The organism is Falsiroseomonas sp. (assembly GCF_041690465.1).
Taxonomy (GTDB): Bacteria; Pseudomonadota; Alphaproteobacteria; order Acetobacterales; family Acetobacteraceae; genus Falsiroseomonas.
The window spans coordinates 64,919-80,970 of the sequence record NZ_JAWLHG010000022.1 but is presented as its reverse complement, the minus strand read 5'-3'; the positions used below and the strand labels follow the sequence as shown (position 1 = coordinate 80,970).

15 protein-coding genes and 1 tRNA gene are annotated in these 16,052 nt (G+C 72.0%); 5 read left to right on the top strand and 11 right to left on the bottom strand.

Translation table 11 applies throughout. From position 1 onward, the window contains the following. Positions 1-198 precede the first annotated feature (198 nt). Positions 199-477: a hypothetical protein gene (locus ACESM1_RS19480; RefSeq protein WP_372622872.1), complete on the top strand. Its 279-nt coding sequence runs from the start codon at positions 199-201 to the stop codon at positions 475-477. 311 nt (positions 478-788) lie between these two features. Beyond that, positions 789-1,316 (top strand): hypothetical protein, encoded by a 528-nt coding sequence (locus tag ACESM1_RS19475; protein ID WP_372622871.1) that lies wholly within the window; start codon positions 789-791, stop codon positions 1,314-1,316. Positions 1,317-1,550: 234 nt separating this feature from the next. Here ACESM1_RS19475 and ACESM1_RS19470 read toward each other — a convergent pair whose 3' ends face one another. Continuing rightward, on the bottom strand, positions 1,551-2,315 hold the full coding sequence (locus tag ACESM1_RS19470) for a DUF3108 domain-containing protein (protein ID WP_372622870.1): 765 nt from the start codon (positions 2,313-2,315) through the stop codon (positions 1,551-1,553). Between the two features lie 89 nt (positions 2,316-2,404). On the opposite strand from ACESM1_RS19470, the gene ACESM1_RS19465 reads away from it, so the two are divergent. Further along, positions 2,405-2,479 (top strand) — tRNA-Val (locus tag ACESM1_RS19465). On the opposite strand, the gene ACESM1_RS19460 is transcribed toward ACESM1_RS19465, so the two are convergent. The 6 genes from ACESM1_RS19460 to ACESM1_RS19435 are packed head-to-tail and all read right to left on the bottom strand — an operon-like array spanning position 2,436 to position 9,362. Further along, positions 2,436-3,392: an NAD-dependent epimerase/dehydratase family protein gene (locus ACESM1_RS19460; RefSeq protein ID WP_372622874.1), complete on the bottom strand. Its 957-nt coding sequence runs from the start codon at positions 3,390-3,392 to the stop codon at positions 2,436-2,438. The genes ACESM1_RS19465 and ACESM1_RS19460 overlap by 44 nt on opposite strands. Continuing rightward, positions 3,385-3,930, bottom strand: a complete 546-nt coding sequence (locus tag ACESM1_RS19455) for a dTDP-4-dehydrorhamnose 3,5-epimerase family protein (protein ID WP_372622869.1) — start codon at positions 3,928-3,930, stop codon at positions 3,385-3,387. The genes ACESM1_RS19460 and ACESM1_RS19455 overlap by 8 nt, the downstream gene beginning before the upstream one ends. Further along, positions 3,927-5,168, bottom strand: coding sequence for a methyltransferase domain-containing protein (locus tag ACESM1_RS19450; protein ID WP_372622868.1), 1,242 nt, complete (start codon positions 5,166-5,168; stop codon positions 3,927-3,929). Before ACESM1_RS19450 ends, ACESM1_RS19455 begins: the two co-directional genes overlap by 4 nt. Continuing rightward, positions 5,165-6,223 carry a CDP-glucose 4,6-dehydratase gene (gene rfbG / locus ACESM1_RS19445; protein ID WP_372622867.1) on the bottom strand — a complete coding sequence of 353 codons (1,059 nt, stop codon included), beginning with the start codon at positions 6,221-6,223 and terminating at the stop codon, positions 5,165-5,167. The genes ACESM1_RS19450 and rfbG overlap by 4 nt, the downstream gene beginning before the upstream one ends. Continuing rightward, positions 6,220-6,990: a glucose-1-phosphate cytidylyltransferase gene (gene rfbF, locus ACESM1_RS19440; RefSeq protein ID WP_372622866.1), complete on the bottom strand. Its 771-nt coding sequence runs from the start codon at positions 6,988-6,990 to the stop codon at positions 6,220-6,222. Before rfbF ends, rfbG begins: the two co-directional genes overlap by 4 nt. Further along, complete coding sequence (locus ACESM1_RS19435; protein WP_372622865.1) at positions 6,987-9,362, bottom strand: tetratricopeptide repeat protein; 2,376 nt, start codon at positions 9,360-9,362, stop codon at positions 6,987-6,989. The genes rfbF and ACESM1_RS19435 overlap by 4 nt, the downstream gene beginning before the upstream one ends. 195 nt (positions 9,363-9,557) lie before the next feature. On the opposite strand from ACESM1_RS19435, the gene ACESM1_RS19430 reads away from it, so the two are divergent. Then, positions 9,558-11,225, top strand: a complete 1,668-nt coding sequence (locus ACESM1_RS19430) for a glycosyltransferase (protein ID WP_372622864.1) — start codon at positions 9,558-9,560, stop codon at positions 11,223-11,225. A gap of 10 nt (positions 11,226-11,235) precedes the next feature. Further along, positions 11,236-12,288 (top strand): NAD(P)H-dependent flavin oxidoreductase, encoded by a 1,053-nt coding sequence (locus tag ACESM1_RS19425; protein WP_372622863.1) that lies wholly within the window; start codon positions 11,236-11,238, stop codon positions 12,286-12,288. Positions 12,289-12,324: 36 nt separating this feature from the next. On the opposite strand, the gene ACESM1_RS19420 is transcribed toward ACESM1_RS19425, so the two are convergent. From ACESM1_RS19420 to ACESM1_RS19405, 4 genes are all read right to left on the bottom strand, one after another. Further along, positions 12,325-12,912 (bottom strand): EF-hand domain-containing protein, encoded by a 588-nt coding sequence (locus ACESM1_RS19420; protein WP_372622862.1) that lies wholly within the window; start codon positions 12,910-12,912, stop codon positions 12,325-12,327. A gap of 112 nt (positions 12,913-13,024) precedes the next feature. Further along, entirely contained in the window at positions 13,025-14,425 is a 1,401-nt protein-coding gene (locus ACESM1_RS19415) for a M20/M25/M40 family metallo-hydrolase (RefSeq protein WP_372622861.1), read from the bottom strand. A gap of 86 nt (positions 14,426-14,511) precedes the next feature. Continuing rightward, the gene (locus tag ACESM1_RS19410) at positions 14,512-14,844 is read right to left on the bottom strand and encodes a hypothetical protein (RefSeq protein WP_372622860.1); all 333 of its coding nucleotides are present in this window, start codon (positions 14,842-14,844) and stop codon (positions 14,512-14,514) included. 50 nt (positions 14,845-14,894) lie between these two features. Next, complete coding sequence (locus tag ACESM1_RS19405; RefSeq protein WP_372622859.1) at positions 14,895-16,052, bottom strand: acyl-CoA dehydrogenase family protein; 1,158 nt, start codon at positions 16,050-16,052, stop codon at positions 14,895-14,897.

Sequence of the window (16,052 nt, the reverse complement as noted above, 5' to 3'; positions counted from 1 at the left end):
GAGAACCGCATCGACGAGCTCATGCCCTGGCACTGGGCAGCCTCGAAAAACACCTGAGCGTCAAGCCGCGGCGCGAAGGGTCCGGAGCCTCCGCTTACGCTGCGTCGTTCCTCGGCGTCCTGCAACTTGCAGCCACCTTGGATTGGATCCGAACAGACCGCTGAGTTACACTCAGGTCGGGAGCGGAGGAGCAGTGAGATGCTCTTGAAGGGGAGCTTGGTAGCGGCTGTCATTCTCGCACTGGCCGCCGCCGCTGGTGCGTCAGCCTTTGCTTTGCGCACTCCTCGACCGACCTTCCTGACGGAGTGCATTGCGCGATCCGATTACCCGTCGCGGTCGACAGCTGTAGACGTCTGCAAAGAGGAACTGGCCGAACTACGGCTGGATCGAACACTGGGCACGGTGTTTGCGGCGGCGGGAACACTGATCCTCGTCCCCGCCGTGATCGTGAATGTCATGCTTGGTTGCCACTCCTGATCCGCCGCCGCTGAGCTAAGCGCTAACAGACCCTAGTAGGGACGAGCGACCCCCCCGGTCGCATCTCGATCCGTTCCGGCTCCATGCCGCCGGCGCCCCGCCGCTAACGCCGTCCCCGCCGCGCGCCTATGGCGGCAGGAAGCGATAGGGCGTTATGATCCGGCATCGCAACTGGAGACGGCATGTGGTCTATCGCGCCGCCCTGGGTGGGGGCACTGCTTATCCTAGGCGGCTGCCAACAGGGCGAGACTTGGCCGCCCCTTACTGGCAGCGCCCCACCACCCGCACCGCCTGCCGCCCTGGTCACGCCAGTGACCTTCTGCCCCGCCCCCGGGACGGTCATCTACCGGCGCCGGTCCGATACTGGGCAGCAGATCGCGCCGCTTCATTATCAGCGAAGCGAGCCCGGCCGCCCCTGCGTCGTGTCGTTCGGCGGCAACCACGGCTTCCTGGACGTGCTTGGGCTTCGGTCTTTATCTCAGGAACACGCCGCCCGGATCGGCGCGGCGATGTCGCAGCTCTTCCCCCTCGATGTGGGAAAGCGCTCGTCCGTCCTGCTTGCTGGCGAAGGTAACAGAAGCGGCAATAGCGCTTGGCTGTTCCAATTCGAGGTGCTGCGCCGCGAACGGGTCAGCGTTCCCGCAGGCAGCTACGATGCCTTTGTCGTCAAACTCACGGAGAGCGGCATCTCCGACAACATGGCCCTGGTGGAGCGAGCGGCATGGATCGTGCCGGATAGCTTCCACCCTGTCCGCGTCACACACCGCCTCACCCGCGGCCTGGATGCCGGTAATGTGGATTGGGAAGCGACAAGAATAGTAAGGGGAGGGGCGCTATGACACGAGACTCCCCTTGGTGGTCGTGGATCTGCCTGCCCTACTCGGCGGCCTGCTCGCCGAGGCCGTGTCCGGAACGTGGCCGCTAGGAGCCTGTCCGAGAAAGCAGATTCGCGACAAAGGGCGACACAGCCTTGCTCCTATAGCGTCTGTGAAAGTGAAAGCGGATACCGATGACAGCCTTCGCGTATCAAAATTGCTGACTGCGGCGTGGGCGGGGAATACTCGGACAGGCTCCTAGCTGGGCTCGGCGCGCAGCAGCACCGCGGTTGCGGTGCCGAACCAGCGTGTCGGAATGTCCATCCGCACCGGGATGGCCGGCGCGCCGGCGTAGGGCGCCGCGATCCAGGCCGTGCCACGCTGCGGGGCGGCGGCATCCCGGCGTGTCTGGTCACGGCGGAAGCCGGCAACCAGCCGTCCCTCGAAGCCGCAGCGCAGCGCCTCGCCGTGCCAGGCGCCGCGCCAGGGGCGGATGATCTCGCGGCCCTCGCTGCGGGTGTCGAAATCGCTGCGCCGGCGGCCATCGAAGATCGGCGTGGCGAGGTCGCAATGCCCGCTACGCCCCACCTGGCGGGCGAGCGAGGCAACCAGCGAGAGCACGTCCACCGTGCCGCGCCGCAGCGCCTCCGGCACCGCCTCGCGTTCCTCCGCCTCGGACGGGGTGAGTTCCAGGATGCGCGGGTCGCCGCCCTGCCAGTCGAGCGCGATCCGCCGCACGCGGCCACGCCAGACGCCCTCGGAGACGAATCCGGCGGGAAGCGGCGCAGCGCCCGCCCAGGCGCCGCGCACCTGGGCGACCTGCTCGCCCGAGACGATCAGCGCGGCAAGGCCCCGCGTGCGCAGCGAGGTCTCGACGCGATAGGCATCGCCGGTGATCTCGAAGCGTGCTTCCAGTTCCAGCACGGTGGAACCGAGGGCATGCACCTCGTAGACCGCACGCACCGACTGCGCCTCCGCGGCGAGCGGCAGGAGCAGCAGCAGGGCGGCGAGGATGCGGTGCATGGTGGGGCGGATATCGGGCGCTTCCCCAGTGCCGCAAGCCCGGCTTGACACCCCCCCGCCGCCCCTCCTATCCAGCGCCTCCCGGGCATGGGCGCGTAGCTCAGCGGGAGAGCATTCGCTTCACACGCGAAGGGTCGCAGGTTCAATCCCTGCCGCGCCCACCATGCCCCGGTTTTCCCCCAGATGTCGCAGCATGGCGCGGAGGTCCGCCTCGACCCCCGGCGCGGCCGTGAAGCCGATCTGGCGCCGCAGCCGTGTGACATCGGCGACCATGCATGGCACCTCGCCCGGACGATCAGGCAGCGCGCCAAGACGGACCAGCCCGGGCCTCCCGGCGGCCTCGCCCAGGATGCGCACGACCTCGGCAATCGTGCGGCCCTCGCCGGAGGCGACGTTCACCGGCCCGGTCACGCCGCTCGCCGCCACCGCGGCCAGCGCCCCACCAATGAAGCGGGTGGCAGCGAAATCACGCACCGGACGGCCGGAGGCGCAAGGCGCCTCCCGCCCGGCCAGCAGCGCCAGCGCGACGGAGGGCACCAGCTTACCCTGCGGCTCGCCCTCGCCGAACAGATGGAACAGCCGCGCCCAGGCGACCGAAACCGGGCGCCGCTCGCCCAAATGCGCGAGGCGCTCCGCAAGCTCCGCCTTGGCGCGGCCATAGGGCGTGCCGGGGCCGATCGGGCGGCTCTCCGGCCAGGGAAGGGCGTCCTCGCCGGCGGCATCCGCATATTCGGCGCAGCTGCCGATGCCCAGGATCCGCCGGCCGCCCAGCTCCGCGAAGTCCGCCGCGAGAGCCTCCGAGGCTGCGAGCCAGGCCGCGTTCTCCGGCGCCGTCCAGAACCTGCCGTGCTCCACATACCACGCGGCGTGGACCAGCACGGCGGGCCGGACGTCGCGCAGCAGCGCCCGCGCCGCCACTTCGTCGAGCAGGTCGGCACGATGCCAGCGGATCGCCGTGGCCGGCGGCGGTGCGCGGTGCGAGACGGCATGCAGCTCGAAGCCCTGGGCCAGCAGCGGCGCGACCAGCGCGCGGCCGACGAAGCCGCTGGCGCCGGTGAGCAGCAGCCGCTCAGGCATCGGCAGCGGCGGCGACGAAATCCGGCCAGCTCGCATCGCGCGCGGAGATCACCGCCGGTGCGGCCGGCCAGCGAATGGCGACACCCGGGTCGTTCCAGCGGAGGCCGCGGCCGAGGCCGGGCACGAAGGGAACGTCCATCATGTATTCCAGCGCGGCATCCTCGGTCAGGGTCAGGAAGCCATGCGCGAAGCCGGCCGGGATGAAGAAGGCGTTGCCTGCCTCGGCCGAGAGCGTCACCGCGGCATGGCGGCCGAAACTGGCGGAGCCGGCGCGGATATCCACCGCGACGTCGTGCACCGCGCCGCGGGTGCAGCGGATCAGCTTCGCCTCCGCGGCGGGCGCGGGCTGCCAGTGCATCCCCCGCAGCGTGTGCCGCCGCGGATTCTCCGACACGCTGACCTGCGCCGGACGGAAATCGACGCCGACGCGGGCGAATTCCTCGGCACAGTAGCTGCGGAAGAAGGCGCCGCGCTCGTCGCGCGCACGCTCCGGCAGGATTTCCAGCAGCCCCGCGATCGCCAGCGGGCGGAAGATCAACCCGCGAGCTCCCGCATCGCCGGTACCGCGGTCAGGATGCGGCCGGCGAAGCCCGCAGCACGCAGCTGCCCGGCGATCTCGGCGCCGATGTTCCAGGGCAGCACGAGGATGTCGTCGGGCGCCAGCGCGAGCAGCGCCTCGGGCGTCACCACCGGGATGTGGCTGCCGGGCAGCAGCCGCCCCTGTTTGGCGGGGCTGCGATCCGCCACGGCGAGGATGTCGGCGGCACCGACCCCGGCGGCATTGAGGAAGGTGTTGCCCTTCGCCGCCGCGCCATAGGCGCCGATCCGCCGCCCCGCGGTGCGCGCCTGCCACAGCCACGCCCGGAAATCGCGCAGCGTTGCCTGCACCCGCGTCTCGAAGCCTTCGTAGAAGGCGTCGTGCGCCAGGCCGCGCGCGACTTCCTCCGCGCGCACCGCCGCGAGCGTGCCCGAGGGCGCGCGATCGGCGGCGGAGGCCAGCACGCGCAGCGAGCCGCCATGCGTCGGCAGCCGCTCGACATCGAAGACGCGCAGGCCATGGCGGCCCAGCACCGCCTCCATCGCCAGCAGCGACCAATAGGCGTAGTGCTCGTGGTAGATCGTGTCGAACTGCGCGCCATCCACCATGCGCACCAGATGCGGCGCCTCGATCGAGATCACACCGCGCGGCCCGGCGAGCACGGAAAGCCCGGCGACGAAGTCGTTCACCGCCGGCACATGCGCCAGCACGTTGTTCGCCGCGACCAGGTCCGCATCGCCACGCCGTGCCACCAGCTCGTGCGCATAGGCTTCGCCGAAGAAGCGCGTTTCGGTGGGAACGCCGGCTGCCCGCGCCATCGCCGCGACATTCGCCGCCGGCTCGATGCCGAGGCAGGGGATGCCGGCCCCGACGAAGTTCTTCAGCAGGTAGCCGTCGTTGCTCGCCACCTCCACCACGAAGGAGCGCGCGCCGAGATCCAGCCGCCGCGTCATCGCCGTGCAGAACCGTTCGGCATGGTCGAGCCAGGAGGCCGAGGCAGAGGAGAAATAGGCGTAGTCGGAGAAGATGCCCTCCGCATCCACCACCGTGTCGAGCTGCACCAGGCGGCAGCCGCGGCAGACCACGGCACGCAGCGGGAAACGCGGCTCCGGCGCCTCCGCGCGCTCAAGCGGGACGTAGGAATTCGCGACCGGCTGCGTGCCGAGGTCGCAGAACACCGCGCCCAGTGCGCCGCCGCAGGCGCGGCAGGCGGTGACCGGCGCCGCCTTCCCGCTCATGCCGCCAGCGCCTTGGTGGACAGTGCCTGGGCGATCTCCGCATCGCTCGCGCGCGCCATGTCTGCGCCGTCGCGCCAGGCCGCATACCAGGCAGCGGTCGCGGCGATTGCGCGTGGCGTGTCGAGCAGCGGATGCCAGCCGAGCGCCGTGGCGGCCAGCGCGGAGTCCAGAGCCAGGCGCCGCGCTTCCTCCATCACCGGCCCCTCGGCCCTGCGCCAGGGGACCTCGCCCCAGAGCGCCAGCAGGTCGCGCACGCGGATCTCGCCGTCGCGCGGGCCCAAGTTCAACGCGGGCGGCGCGCTCTCGGGCGACGTCACCAGGCGCTCGGCGAGCATCAGGTAGCCGCGCAGCACGTCGAGCACATGCTGGAAGGGCCGCGTCGCGTCGGGCTGGCGCACCACCAGCACCTCGCCGGCAAGCTGCGCGCGCACGAGATCGGGGATGATCCGCATCTCCGAGAAGTCGCCGCCGCCGATCACATTGCCCGCGCGCGCGGTGGCCAGCCGCGGCAGCTCCTTCGCGAAGGAGGCGCGCCAGGATGCCACGACGATCTCGGCGGCGGCCTTCGACGCGCTGTAGGGATCCTCGCCGCCAAGCGGGTCGCCTTCCACGAAGGGGCGCCCCGTGCCGCCGTTGCGGTACACCTTGTCGGAGGTGACGATCAGCGCGGCCGCGACGCCCGGCAGGCCGCGCAGCGCCTGCAGCAGGTTGACGGTGCCGTCGACATTCGTGGCGAAGGTCGCGGCCGGCTCGCGATAGCCGCGGCCGACGAAGGCCTGCGCCGCCATGTGGATCACCACCTCCGGCCGCGCCGCGCGGAGGAGCGCCGCGAGCGCGGCCGCATCGCGGATATCGGCGCGGTGGTCGGCGGCAAGCACCTCTGCCACGCGCATCGCCGCGAAGGCGGATGGCCCGGGCTCCGGGTCCAGCGCGATGCCGCTCACCTCGGCGCCGAGCGCGGCGAGCATCCGGCAGAGCCAGCTTCCCTTGAAGCCGGTATGGCCGGTGACCAGCACGCGCCTGCCGCGCCAGAAGCTTGCGGCGACGCCGCTCACCACACCCTCCAGGGTGCGTTGCCGCTCGCCCAGAGGCGCTCGAGCAGCTCGCGGTCGCGCAGCGTGTCCATCGGCTGCCAGAAGCCGCGATGGTCATAGGCGCGGAGCTCGCCATCGGCGGCGAGCGTGGTCAGCGGCTCGTTCTCCCATAGCGTCGCATCGCCCGCGATGCGCTCGAGCACGCGTGGCGAGAGCACGAAGAAGCCGCCATTGATGGTGCCGCCATCGCCGGGCGGCTTCTCGGTGAAGGCATCCACCCGCGCGCCGGCACGGCTGAGCGCGCCGAATCGGCCGGGAGGCGCGACCGCGGTGACGGTCGCGAGCCGGCGATGCGCGCGGTGGAAGGCGACGAGGGCGGCGACGTCCACATCGGCGACGCCGTCGCCATAGGTCATGCAGAAATCGTCCTCGCCGGCGAGATGCGGCGCGACGCGCTTGAGGCGGCCGCCGGTCATCGTGTCCTCGCCGGTGTCCACCAGAGTCACGCGCCAGGGTTCGGCGGCGGGGCGCAGCAGCTCCACCTGGCCGGTGGCGAGATCGATCGCGATGTCGGAGGAATGCAGGCGGTAGTTGAGGAACCACTCCTTGATCTGCCAGCCCTTGTAGCCGAGGCAGATGACGAAGTCGGTCACGCCGTGCGCGGCGTAGATCTTCATGATGTGCCAGAGGATCGGCCGACCGCCGATCTCCACCATGGGCTTCGGGCGCAGCGAGGTTTCTTCCGCCAGCCGAGTGCCGCGGCCACCGGCGAGGATGACGGCCTTCATCGGGCGCAGACCTCCGCCGCCCGCGCGAAGAAGGCGTCCACGAAGCGCTGCGTGTCGCCGAGCGGCCGGGCACGGATCATCTGCCGCAGCCCGTGCCGCCACAGCCGCCGCTTCGCACGATCCTCGGCAAGAGCCGCGGCCTTCGCGACATACTCCTCCACCGAGACGGCGCAGCACTCGTCGAGCCCGGCGTTGCTGAGGTTCGAATGGGACAGCCGCTCCGGGAAGCCGGGACCGACCAGCGTGATCGTCGGCACGCCCATCCACAGCGCCTCGCAGGTCGTGGTGCCGCCGACATGCGGGAAGCTGTCGAGCGCGATGTCGATGCTGTTGTAGTGCGGCAGATGCGCCCCGCGGACGCCGACGAAGCCAAGCCGGTCCGGATCCACGTCACGCTGCGCGAAGGCGGCGCGCGCGTTGGCGACGAAGGAGGCCGCGGCGCCCTCCGGCCGCACGAACAGAAAGCGGCTGCCCGGCACCGCGCGCAGCACCGCCGCCCAGGCATCCACGCAGCGCAGGGTGTATTTGTAGGGGTTGTTCATGGTGCCGAAGGTCAGCGCGCCCTGCCGCTCCTCCGGCAGGCCGTCCAGGATCGGCATGCGGTCGCTGAAGCCGAGGCGGCCGAGCGTCACCCAACTCTCCGGCATCTCGAAGGGCTGCTCGATCCGCAGCCGCGGATCATCGGGGCGGATGAAGGGATCGGTGAGGATGTAGTCGATCGCCTCCAGCCCGGCGGAATGCGGGTAGCCGAGCCAGCTCGCGCCGATCCGTGCCGGGCGGTACGCCATCACCTCCAATTTGTTCATCGCCGTGCTGCCGCCGAGCTCGAACAGGATATCGAGCTCGTCCCGGGCGATCTCCTCGGCCACCTGTGCGCTCGGCTTGCGCGGCCACCAGCGGAAGGCGTCCACCTTCTGCTCGATGTACTCCTGCACGCTGTCGCGGCTTCCTTCGAAGAAGGAGTAGCAGCAGACCTGCACGCTTTCGCGGTCGTACTGCTCCAGCAGCGGCAGCGCGAAATAGCTGACGGGGTGGTTGCGCAGATCCGACGACATGAAGCCGACGCGCAGCTTGCGCTCGGCGTGATAGGCCGGACGCGACGGCAGCTCGACCGGCCGGATGGCCGCCGCCTCGCGCCTGCCCCAGGCACGGTGCCATTCGACGATGCGCAGCCGGTCTTCCAGCGTCTCCACCTGGCCGAGTTCGTAGTGCAGCGCAGAGATGCGGTTCTCGGCGACCCAGTGCGGCGCCAACTGCGCCAGCGTGCCGGTCTTCGCCAGCCGGTCGAGATCCAGCACGCGCTGGAACACCGTGCGCAGGGAGCGCGCGAAGCGCTGCACGCGGTCCGGGTGGTGTTCCATCAGGCGGCAGGCGATCTCGTAGGCGCGCTCGAGATGCGCGGCCTCGCTGTCGTAGCGGCTGCGCGACAGGCTCTCGACCAGCGCATCCATGATGTCGGGGTTGTCGGGCTCGGCGGCGTAGGCGCGTTCCAGGGCCTCATTGGCCTTGCGGCGGTCGCCGTCGCCGTGCAGGCGGGCGAGCAACAGGTTGGCGGTCCGCTCGCCGGGGATGCGCGCCACCACCGCCTCCAGCCGCGCCTCGGCTTCCGCCACGCGGCCGAGGCGCAGAAGGATGCGCCCCTGCATCACCTCCGCCATCGGGTCGGCGGGCAGGGCGCTGCGCAGCCGATCCACCACCGCCAGCGCGCGCTCCGTCTCACCTCGGTCGAGCAGCAGGCCGATCAGCAGCGCCGCCACGTCGCGGTTGCGCGGATCGAGTGCGGAGGCCTTCTCGAAGCTGCCCAGCGCCGCCTCCACATCGTCCTGCGCGCGCTGCATGCGGCCGAGCAGCCGCCACAGTTCGGCGCTGCGGGGTTCGAGCTTCAGCGCGCCGGCAAAGGCAGCCGCGGCAGCGGCGAAGTCGCCGCGCAACTCCTGCACATTGCCGAGATTCTGCCAGGGCGAGACGCTGCGCGGGTCGAGCCGCTTCGCCGCCTCCAGCACCGACACCGCCTCGTCCAGCCGTCCGGCGCGCTTCAGCATCACGCCGAGCGCGTTGGCGAGGGCGAACTCCTTCGGCTTGCGGGCCTGCGCCGGCTGCAGCACCGCCACCGCCTCCGCATGGCGGCCGACCGCGCTGAGCGAGAGCGCCCAGGGCAAGGCCAACGCCTGCGCCGATGCGCCGAAGGTCGCGGCCTTGGTGAAGGCGTCCACCGCCTCGGCATGTCGGCCCGACCGGGCGAAGAGGCCGCCGAGCTGCTGCCAGTGCATCCCGCTCTCGGGCTGTGACCCGAGCCGCGCAAGCAGCGCCTGTTCCATCCGCTGGAACTCGGCGCTGCGTTGCGCCTCCATCGCTGGCCGCGGAGCGGTCACGGCGGCCCGTCTGGCAGGTGGCGGCAGCATGGCGCTCCGGCAACGATGCTCATAGGCCCGCGGACATCCGCGGAACGGTTTCAACCTGCGGTATCACATGCGCGTGTGAAGGGACAAGCGCGGGAGAGGATGGTTCCGCTTGCGTGATCGCGGCCCGGTTGCGCGCCGGCCCCGGGGCGGCGGATCATCCCGCGCATGGTTCCCCCCCGCCCGCCCCTACCACCCGACGATGCGTGGCTGCTCGGCCGGATTCCGCTCGGCCTCGGCCTCGTGGTGGAGATCGGCTGCGGCGACGGCGCGCTCGGCGCCTGGCTGGCCCGGCGCGACCCGGCGACGCGGCGCATCGGCACCGAGGCCGATCCCGGCGCCGCCGCGCGCGCCGCGCCGCACTACGCCGCGATCCATGTGCAGCCGCCCGAGGCCGGCGCGCCGCTGCCGCCGGGCAGCGCCGACCTCGTGCTGCTGCGCGGCGCGCCGGCCGACCCGGCGGCGGCGATCGGCGCCGCCGCGGCACTGTTGGCGCCCAGCGGTGTGCTGCTGGTGGATCTGCCGAATGCCGAGCATTGGCGGCTGGCAGAGCGCCTGCTCGCCGGCTGCGCCACCCCGACGCACCCGCCCTCACACGCGATCACGCGCGAGGGCCTGCTGCAGGCAGTGCGCGCCGCCGGGCTGGTGCCGCTCGATGTGCCGCCGCTGCCGGCTGCCGAGGCGGAGCAGGCCAACGCCTTCGCCGAGCGCATCAAGCCGGCGCTGGCCGCGGTCGGGAGCGATGTCGCGGCCTGGCTGCGACGCGCCGGTCCCGCCCGCTGGATGTTGCGCGCGGCGCACCAGGCACCGCCGCCGCTGATGCTCGTCGCGCATGTGCTGAAGCCCGTGGGCGGCGTGAACGAGGTGCGGATCGACATGCCCCTGTCGGCCGCGGCCAGCCATCCGGGCATCGGCCTTCGGGTCGGGCAGACCCCGGAGATCCCGCCGCTGCCGGAGGGCACGCCGCGCATCCTGATCCTGCACCGACGCCTGCTGGACAGCCCGCAGGCGCCGGGCTTCGTGAACCATTTTCGCCGCCAGGGCTGCGTCGTCGTCCAGGAATTCGATGACGACCCGGCGCATTGGCCGGTGATCGCCGGCTCAAACCATTTCGCCTTCCGCGGCGTGCACGCGGTGCAGACCTCGACGCCACGGCTGGAAGCGCTGTTCCGCGCCTTCAACGATGAGGTCGCGACCTTCCCCAACACCGTGGCCGAACTGCCGGAGCGCGCGAATTTCGCCGATCCGTCGCGGCTGACGCTGTTCCTCGGCGCGATGCGGCGCGAGGCGGACACGGCCCCCTTCCTTCCCGTGCTCAACGAGGTGCTGGCCGCGGCCGGCGACCGCCTGCAGGTCGAGGTGCTGTTCGACCGCGGCGCCTTCGAGGCGCTGCGCACGCCGCACAAGCGCTTCCACCCGCTGCTGCCCTATGCCGCGTATCGCGCCGTCATGGCGCGTTGCGAGCTGGCCTTCCTGCCGCTCGCCGACACGCCGTTCAACAACTGCAAGTCCGACCTGAAATACGTCGAGGCCGGTGCGCACGGCCTCTGCTGCCTGGCCAGCCCGGTGGTCTACGGCGCGACGATCCGCGAGGGCGAGACGGGCCTTCTCATCCGCAGTCCCGAGGAACTCGGCGCCCGGCTGCGCGCCCTTCTCACCGAACCCGACCGCGCGCGCGCCATCGGCACCGCGGCACGGGCATGGGTGCGGGAGAACCGGATGGTGGCGAGCCAGGTGCGGCCCCGCCTCGCCTGGTACCGCAGCCTCTGGGCCAGGCGGGCGGAGCTCGACGCGGCGCTGCTGCGCCGGGCGCCGGAACTGGCCGCGGCAGGATGAGGAGGGTGAGATGTCGCCACGTCAGCGCGCAGCTGGTTTCTGCGCCCGCTTCGGCCTTCGTGTGCCGGTGCTGCAGGCGCCGATGGCCGGCGCGTCGCCGCCCGGGCTCGCGGCCGCGGTCGCCAATGCCGGTGGGCTGGGCGGCTATGGCGCGTTGCTGCACGACGCCGCCGGCATCGCCGCCTGGAGCGCCGCCTTCCGCGCCGCCTCCAACGGCGCGGTGCAGATCAACCTCTGGGTGCCCGACCCGGACCCGCTGCGCGACCCGGCGCGGGAGGCCGCGACCCTCGCCGCCCTCGCGGCCTGGGGACCGGCGCCGCCGCCGCTCGGCGAAGGGCCGTGGATCCAGGATTTCGACGCGCAATGCGAGGCGCTGCTGGCCGCCGCGCCGCCCGTCGTCTCCTCCATCATGGGGCTGTTCCCGGCACCTTTCGTCGCGAGGCTGAAGGCACGCGGCATCGCCTGGTTCGCCTGCGCCACCACGCCCGCCGAGGCGCGCGCGGCGGAAGCGGCAGGGGCAGATGCGGTGGTGGCGCAGGGCGCCGAGGCGGGCGGGCATCGCGGCGCCTTCGAGGCGGTGCGCGCGGAGGCGCAGTCGCTCGGTCTGTTCGTGCTGCTGCCACAGGTGGCCGATGCCGTCCGGGTGCCGGTGATCGCCACCGGCGGCATCATGGACGGGCGCGGCGCCGCGGCGGCGCTGGCGCTCGGCGCGAGCGCGGTGCAGCTCGGCACCGCCTTCCTCCGCTGCCCGGAGGCGGCGATCTCGCAGGCTTGGGCGGAGCGCCTCGGCAGGGCGACGCCGGAGGAGCTGGTCCTGACGCGCGCCTTCAGCGGGCGGCTCGGGCGGGGGATTGCCAACGACTATGTGCGCGGCGCGCCGGAGCCCCTGCCCTATCCGCTGCAACGCGTCGCGACCGGCCCGATGCGGGAGGAAGCGGCGAAGGCGGGCGACCCGGAACGGATGCAGATGTGGGCTGGCCAGGGCGCCGCGCTGGCCCGCCCCGAGCCAGCCGCCGAGGTGGTGCGCCGCGTCTGGTCGGAGGCGGAGGCGATCCTGGCGTGAAGCGCGGGAGGGGGCTTGCGGCCCCCTCCCCCGGCTTCAGTTCGACTGCTGCGCCGGCGGCTGCGCGGCCGGCGGGCCGCCACGCTCGCCGCCCGGGCCGTAGCCGCGGCCGCCATGACGGTGATGTGCTGCGCGCCGCGGCCGAACCTCCTCGCGCGAGAGCTGGCCGTCGGTGTTGGTGTCGCGGGCGCGGAACATCGCTTCCGCGAAGGGGCGCAGCTCCTCGAGCGTCACCCGGCCGTCGGTGTTGGCGTCGAGGGCGCGGAACATGCCCTGGCCGCGCTGCTCGGCACGCTGGCGCATCTGCGGCGGCGGGGTGCGGCCGCCCATGCGGGACTCGGCATAGGCGCGCATCTCCTCAATGGTGACGCCGCCGTCGCGGTTGGCATCCACCTCGCCGAAGCGCGACTGCAACCAGGCCCAGCCCTCGTCGCGGCTCACCTGGCCATCACTGTTGGCATCGGCGCGGGCGAAGGCCTCGCCCATCGCGAAGCCACCGTGGCCGCCATGGCCGTGGCCGCCGCGGCCGCCGCCGGGGCCAGGCTGGGCGAGCACCGGGAAGGCGAGGGCGCCGGTCGCGAGCAACGCGGCGCCGGCGAGCAGGACGATGCGGGACGTTTTCATCTTTATCTCCTAACGCCGGTCCGAACCGGCGACGGGATGCAGACTGCGCGCCGCTTGCAACACGATCATTGCCGTAAGCATCACCGCGCGTGAGGAAAAGTAACGCGCTTCGTTACGTGCGGTGTGGCACACCGGCCTCGCCGAGATCCCACCAGATGCCGGCGAAGCCTGCGATCCCCTCCCGCGCGGTGGCCTTCAGCAGATGCTCGTCCGGGCCATGCTGCTTGCATCCGCTGTAGCTGTGCGGAATCCAGACCAGCGGCACGCCGAGATGATCAACGAAGACATCGCCGGGCAGGCCACCGGAGGAGTTCGGAATCACCTGCACGCGCTTGCCGAGGCTCGCCTGCAGGGACGCCTGGGTCCACAGCACCCAGGGATGGTCGGGCGCGGTCCGGCTGGCCGGCATGCGGATGCCCGGATTCTCGATCTTCACGATGTCGAGGCCATGCGCATCGAGATGCCTGCGCAGTGCGGCGGCGAAGCCCTCCGGATCGGCGTCCACGGTGTAGCGGATCTGGCAATGCGCCCGCGCCTCGGGTGCGACGGCGTTCACCGGGTTCTCCGGCCGGCCGGAGACCATCGCCAGCACGATGAAGCTGCACCAGCCATAGATCTTCTCGGCCGGGGTCAGACCGGGCTCGCCCCAGCCGGCATCGATGCTCGCCGCGCCTTCGCCACCGCCGACGGGGCAGCCATCGAGCACCGCCTTCACCGCCGCCGGCACGCCGCCCTGCGGCAGCCACTCGCGCACCAGCACCTTGCCGTCGCGGTCGCAGATGGTGGCGATGGCATGGGCGAGGAGCACGGCAGGGTCGCGCGTCAGCCCGCCCCAATGGCCGGAATGCACGCCACCCTCGCGCAGCTTCACCACCAGGTCGCAATGCCAGGTGCCGCGCGTGCCGGTGGCGATGGTCGGCAGCTCGGGCACCACGCGCGGGCCGTCCGAGGCGATCAGCGCATCGGCGGCAAGCGTATCGCGGTTCGCCGCGACGAAATCGCGCAGGCCCTTCGATCCGCGCTCCTCCGCCGTCTCGATGACAAGCTTGATGTTGGCGCCGAGCTTGCCGCCGCGCTCGGCCAGCACCGCTTCCAGCGCAGCGAGGTTGATGGCGTGCTGGCCCTTGTTGTCAGCGGTGCCGCGGCCGTACCAGCGGTCGCCGGCGTCCTTCACCTCCCAGGGCTTGAGCCCGTCATGCCACTGGTCATCCAGCCCGCGCACGGTGTCGCCATGGCCGTAGAGCAGGATGGTCGGCCGCGCCGGATCCTCGATGCGGGTGGCGGTGAGGATGGGGCCGAAGCCGGGCAGCGGATTCGGGTGGATTTCGGCCTGGAAGCCGAGCCGCTCCACCCAGGCCTTGAGCCCGTCCGCGAGGTAGCGGTCGAGCGCCGCCGCGTGCTCGGGGTCCTGCGAGGTGGAGGGGATGGCGACGAGGCGCGCAAGCAGCGCCTCGAACCCGCCGTCGTCGAAGAAGGAGAGGGCGCGCGCGATGGCGCCGTCGCGGCTTGGCATGGGGCTTCGGCTCCGTCCGGTGTGCGCGCGCAGGCTGCCGCCGGCGCGCCGCGCGGTCCAGCCCCGGGGGACTCCGACGCGGCGGTTCAGCGGGTGGTGGCCGGGGCGCTCGATCCGCCGCCGCCACCTGGCAGGCCACCGCCGAGCAGCGCCGCGGCGGCCAGCGGCAGCAGCGCGCCTGGGATGGCGGCGAGCGGCAGCGGCGCGGCCGCCATCGGCAGCGCCGTCGCCGCAGGCGGCAGGGCTGCGGGCGGCGGTGCCGCGGCCAGGCCTGCCGCGACGGGAGGCGGCGCCGGCTGGCCGCGCGGCGGGATGACCACCATGGCATCGGCCGGCACCACCGTGGAGCGCAGCGTCTGCGCCTCCGCCACGAAGGCCATCGGCAGCGCCAGGGCAGCACTCAGGACGAGCATTCTCATGGGGTATTTCTACCCTCAGCCGAGGAAATCACGCCAGCGGAAAGCCGTGCTCAGCGGCCAAGGAGATGCCGGGCCACGATCAGCCGCATGATCTCGTTGGTGCCTTCGAGGATCCGGTGGACGCGCAGGTCGCGAACGATCTTCTCGATCCCGTAGTCGGAAAGGTAGCCATAGCCGCCGAGCAGCTGCAGCGCCTCGTCGGCGACGCGGGAGCCGGTGTCGGTCGCGAAGCGCTTGGCCATGGCGCAGAAGGCGGTGGCGTCCGGCGCCTTCGCGTCGAGCTTGGCGCAGGCGCGCCAGAGCAGGGTGCGCGCAGCTTCCAGCTCGGTCACCATGTCGGCCAGGCGGAACTGCGTCGCCTGGAATTTTCCGATCTCCTGCCCGAAGGCTTTCCGCTCCTGCACATAAGCCAGCGCGATATCGAGCGCCCGCTGCGCACCGCCGAGGCTGCACGCCCCGATGTTCAGCCGCCCGCCATCGAGGCCCGCCATGGCGAACCGAAAACCCTGCCCCTCCTCGCCGAGCAGCGCATCGGCGGGCACCCGGGCCTCCTCGAAGATCACCTGGCGGGTGGGCTGGGCATTCCAGCCCATCTTCTTCTCGTTGGCGCCGAAGGAAAGGCCGGGCGTGTCCTTCGGAACCAGCAGCGCGGAGATGCCGCCCGGCCCCGGCCCGCCGGTGCGCACCATGGTCAAATAGAGGTCGGAGGCGCCGGCGCCGCTGATGAACTGCTTCACGCCGTTCATCACATAGCCTTCGTTGTCGCGCGCCGCCCGCGTGGAGAGCGCGGCGGCGTCGCTGCCGGCGCCGGGCTCGGTGAGGCAGTAGGATGCGATCCGCTCCATCGTGACGAGCGGCGGTAGCCACGCCGTGCGCTGCGCGTCGTCGCCGAAGCGGTCCACCATCCAGGCGACCATGTTGTGGATGGAGAGGAAGGCGGAGGTGGTGGGGCAGCCGGTCGCCAGCGCCTCGAACACCACCGCGGCGTCGAGGCGCGTGAGGCCGGCGCCGCCGCTCTCCTCCCGCACATAGAGCGCGGCCATGCCGAGGGTGGCGGCTTCGCGCAGCACGTCCACCGGGAAGTGCTTCGTCTCGTCCCACTCCTGGGCGTGCGGCGCGAGGCGGTCGCGCGCGAAGGCGAGCGCGGTCTCGCGCAACTCGCGCGTTGCTTCGGGCAGGTCGAACAGGGCGGCGTCGTCGAGGGACAT

Excerpts from the sequence above, each read along its gene's own strand:
- ACESM1_RS19480 (WP_372622872.1), top strand. The coding sequence starts at position 199 with ATGCTCTTGAAGGGGAGCTTGGTAGCGGCTGTCATTCTCGCACTGGCC.
- ACESM1_RS19470 (WP_372622870.1), bottom strand. The coding sequence starts at position 2,315 with ATGCACCGCATCCTCGCCGCCCTGCTGCTGCTCCTGCCGCTCGCCGCG.
- ACESM1_RS19460 (WP_372622874.1), bottom strand. The coding sequence starts at position 3,392 with ATGCCTGAGCGGCTGCTGCTCACCGGCGCCAGCGGCTTCGTCGGCCGC.
- ACESM1_RS19450 (WP_372622868.1), bottom strand. The coding sequence starts at position 5,168 with ATGAGCGGGAAGGCGGCGCCGGTCACCGCCTGCCGCGCCTGCGGCGGC.
- rfbF (WP_372622866.1), bottom strand. The coding sequence starts at position 6,990 with ATGAAGGCCGTCATCCTCGCCGGTGGCCGCGGCACTCGGCTGGCGGAA.
- ACESM1_RS19430 (WP_372622864.1), top strand. The coding sequence starts at position 9,558 with ATGGTTCCCCCCCGCCCGCCCCTACCACCCGACGATGCGTGGCTGCTC.
- ACESM1_RS19425 (WP_372622863.1), top strand. The coding sequence starts at position 11,236 with ATGTCGCCACGTCAGCGCGCAGCTGGTTTCTGCGCCCGCTTCGGCCTT.
- ACESM1_RS19420 (WP_372622862.1), bottom strand. The coding sequence starts at position 12,912 with ATGAAAACGTCCCGCATCGTCCTGCTCGCCGGCGCCGCGTTGCTCGCG.
- ACESM1_RS19415 (WP_372622861.1), bottom strand. The coding sequence starts at position 14,425 with ATGCCAAGCCGCGACGGCGCCATCGCGCGCGCCCTCTCCTTCTTCGAC.
- ACESM1_RS19410 (WP_372622860.1), bottom strand. The coding sequence starts at position 14,844 with ATGAGAATGCTCGTCCTGAGTGCTGCCCTGGCGCTGCCGATGGCCTTC.
- ACESM1_RS19405 (WP_372622859.1), bottom strand. The coding sequence starts at position 16,052 with ATGTCCCTCGACGACGCCGCCCTGTTCGACCTGCCCGAAGCAACGCGC.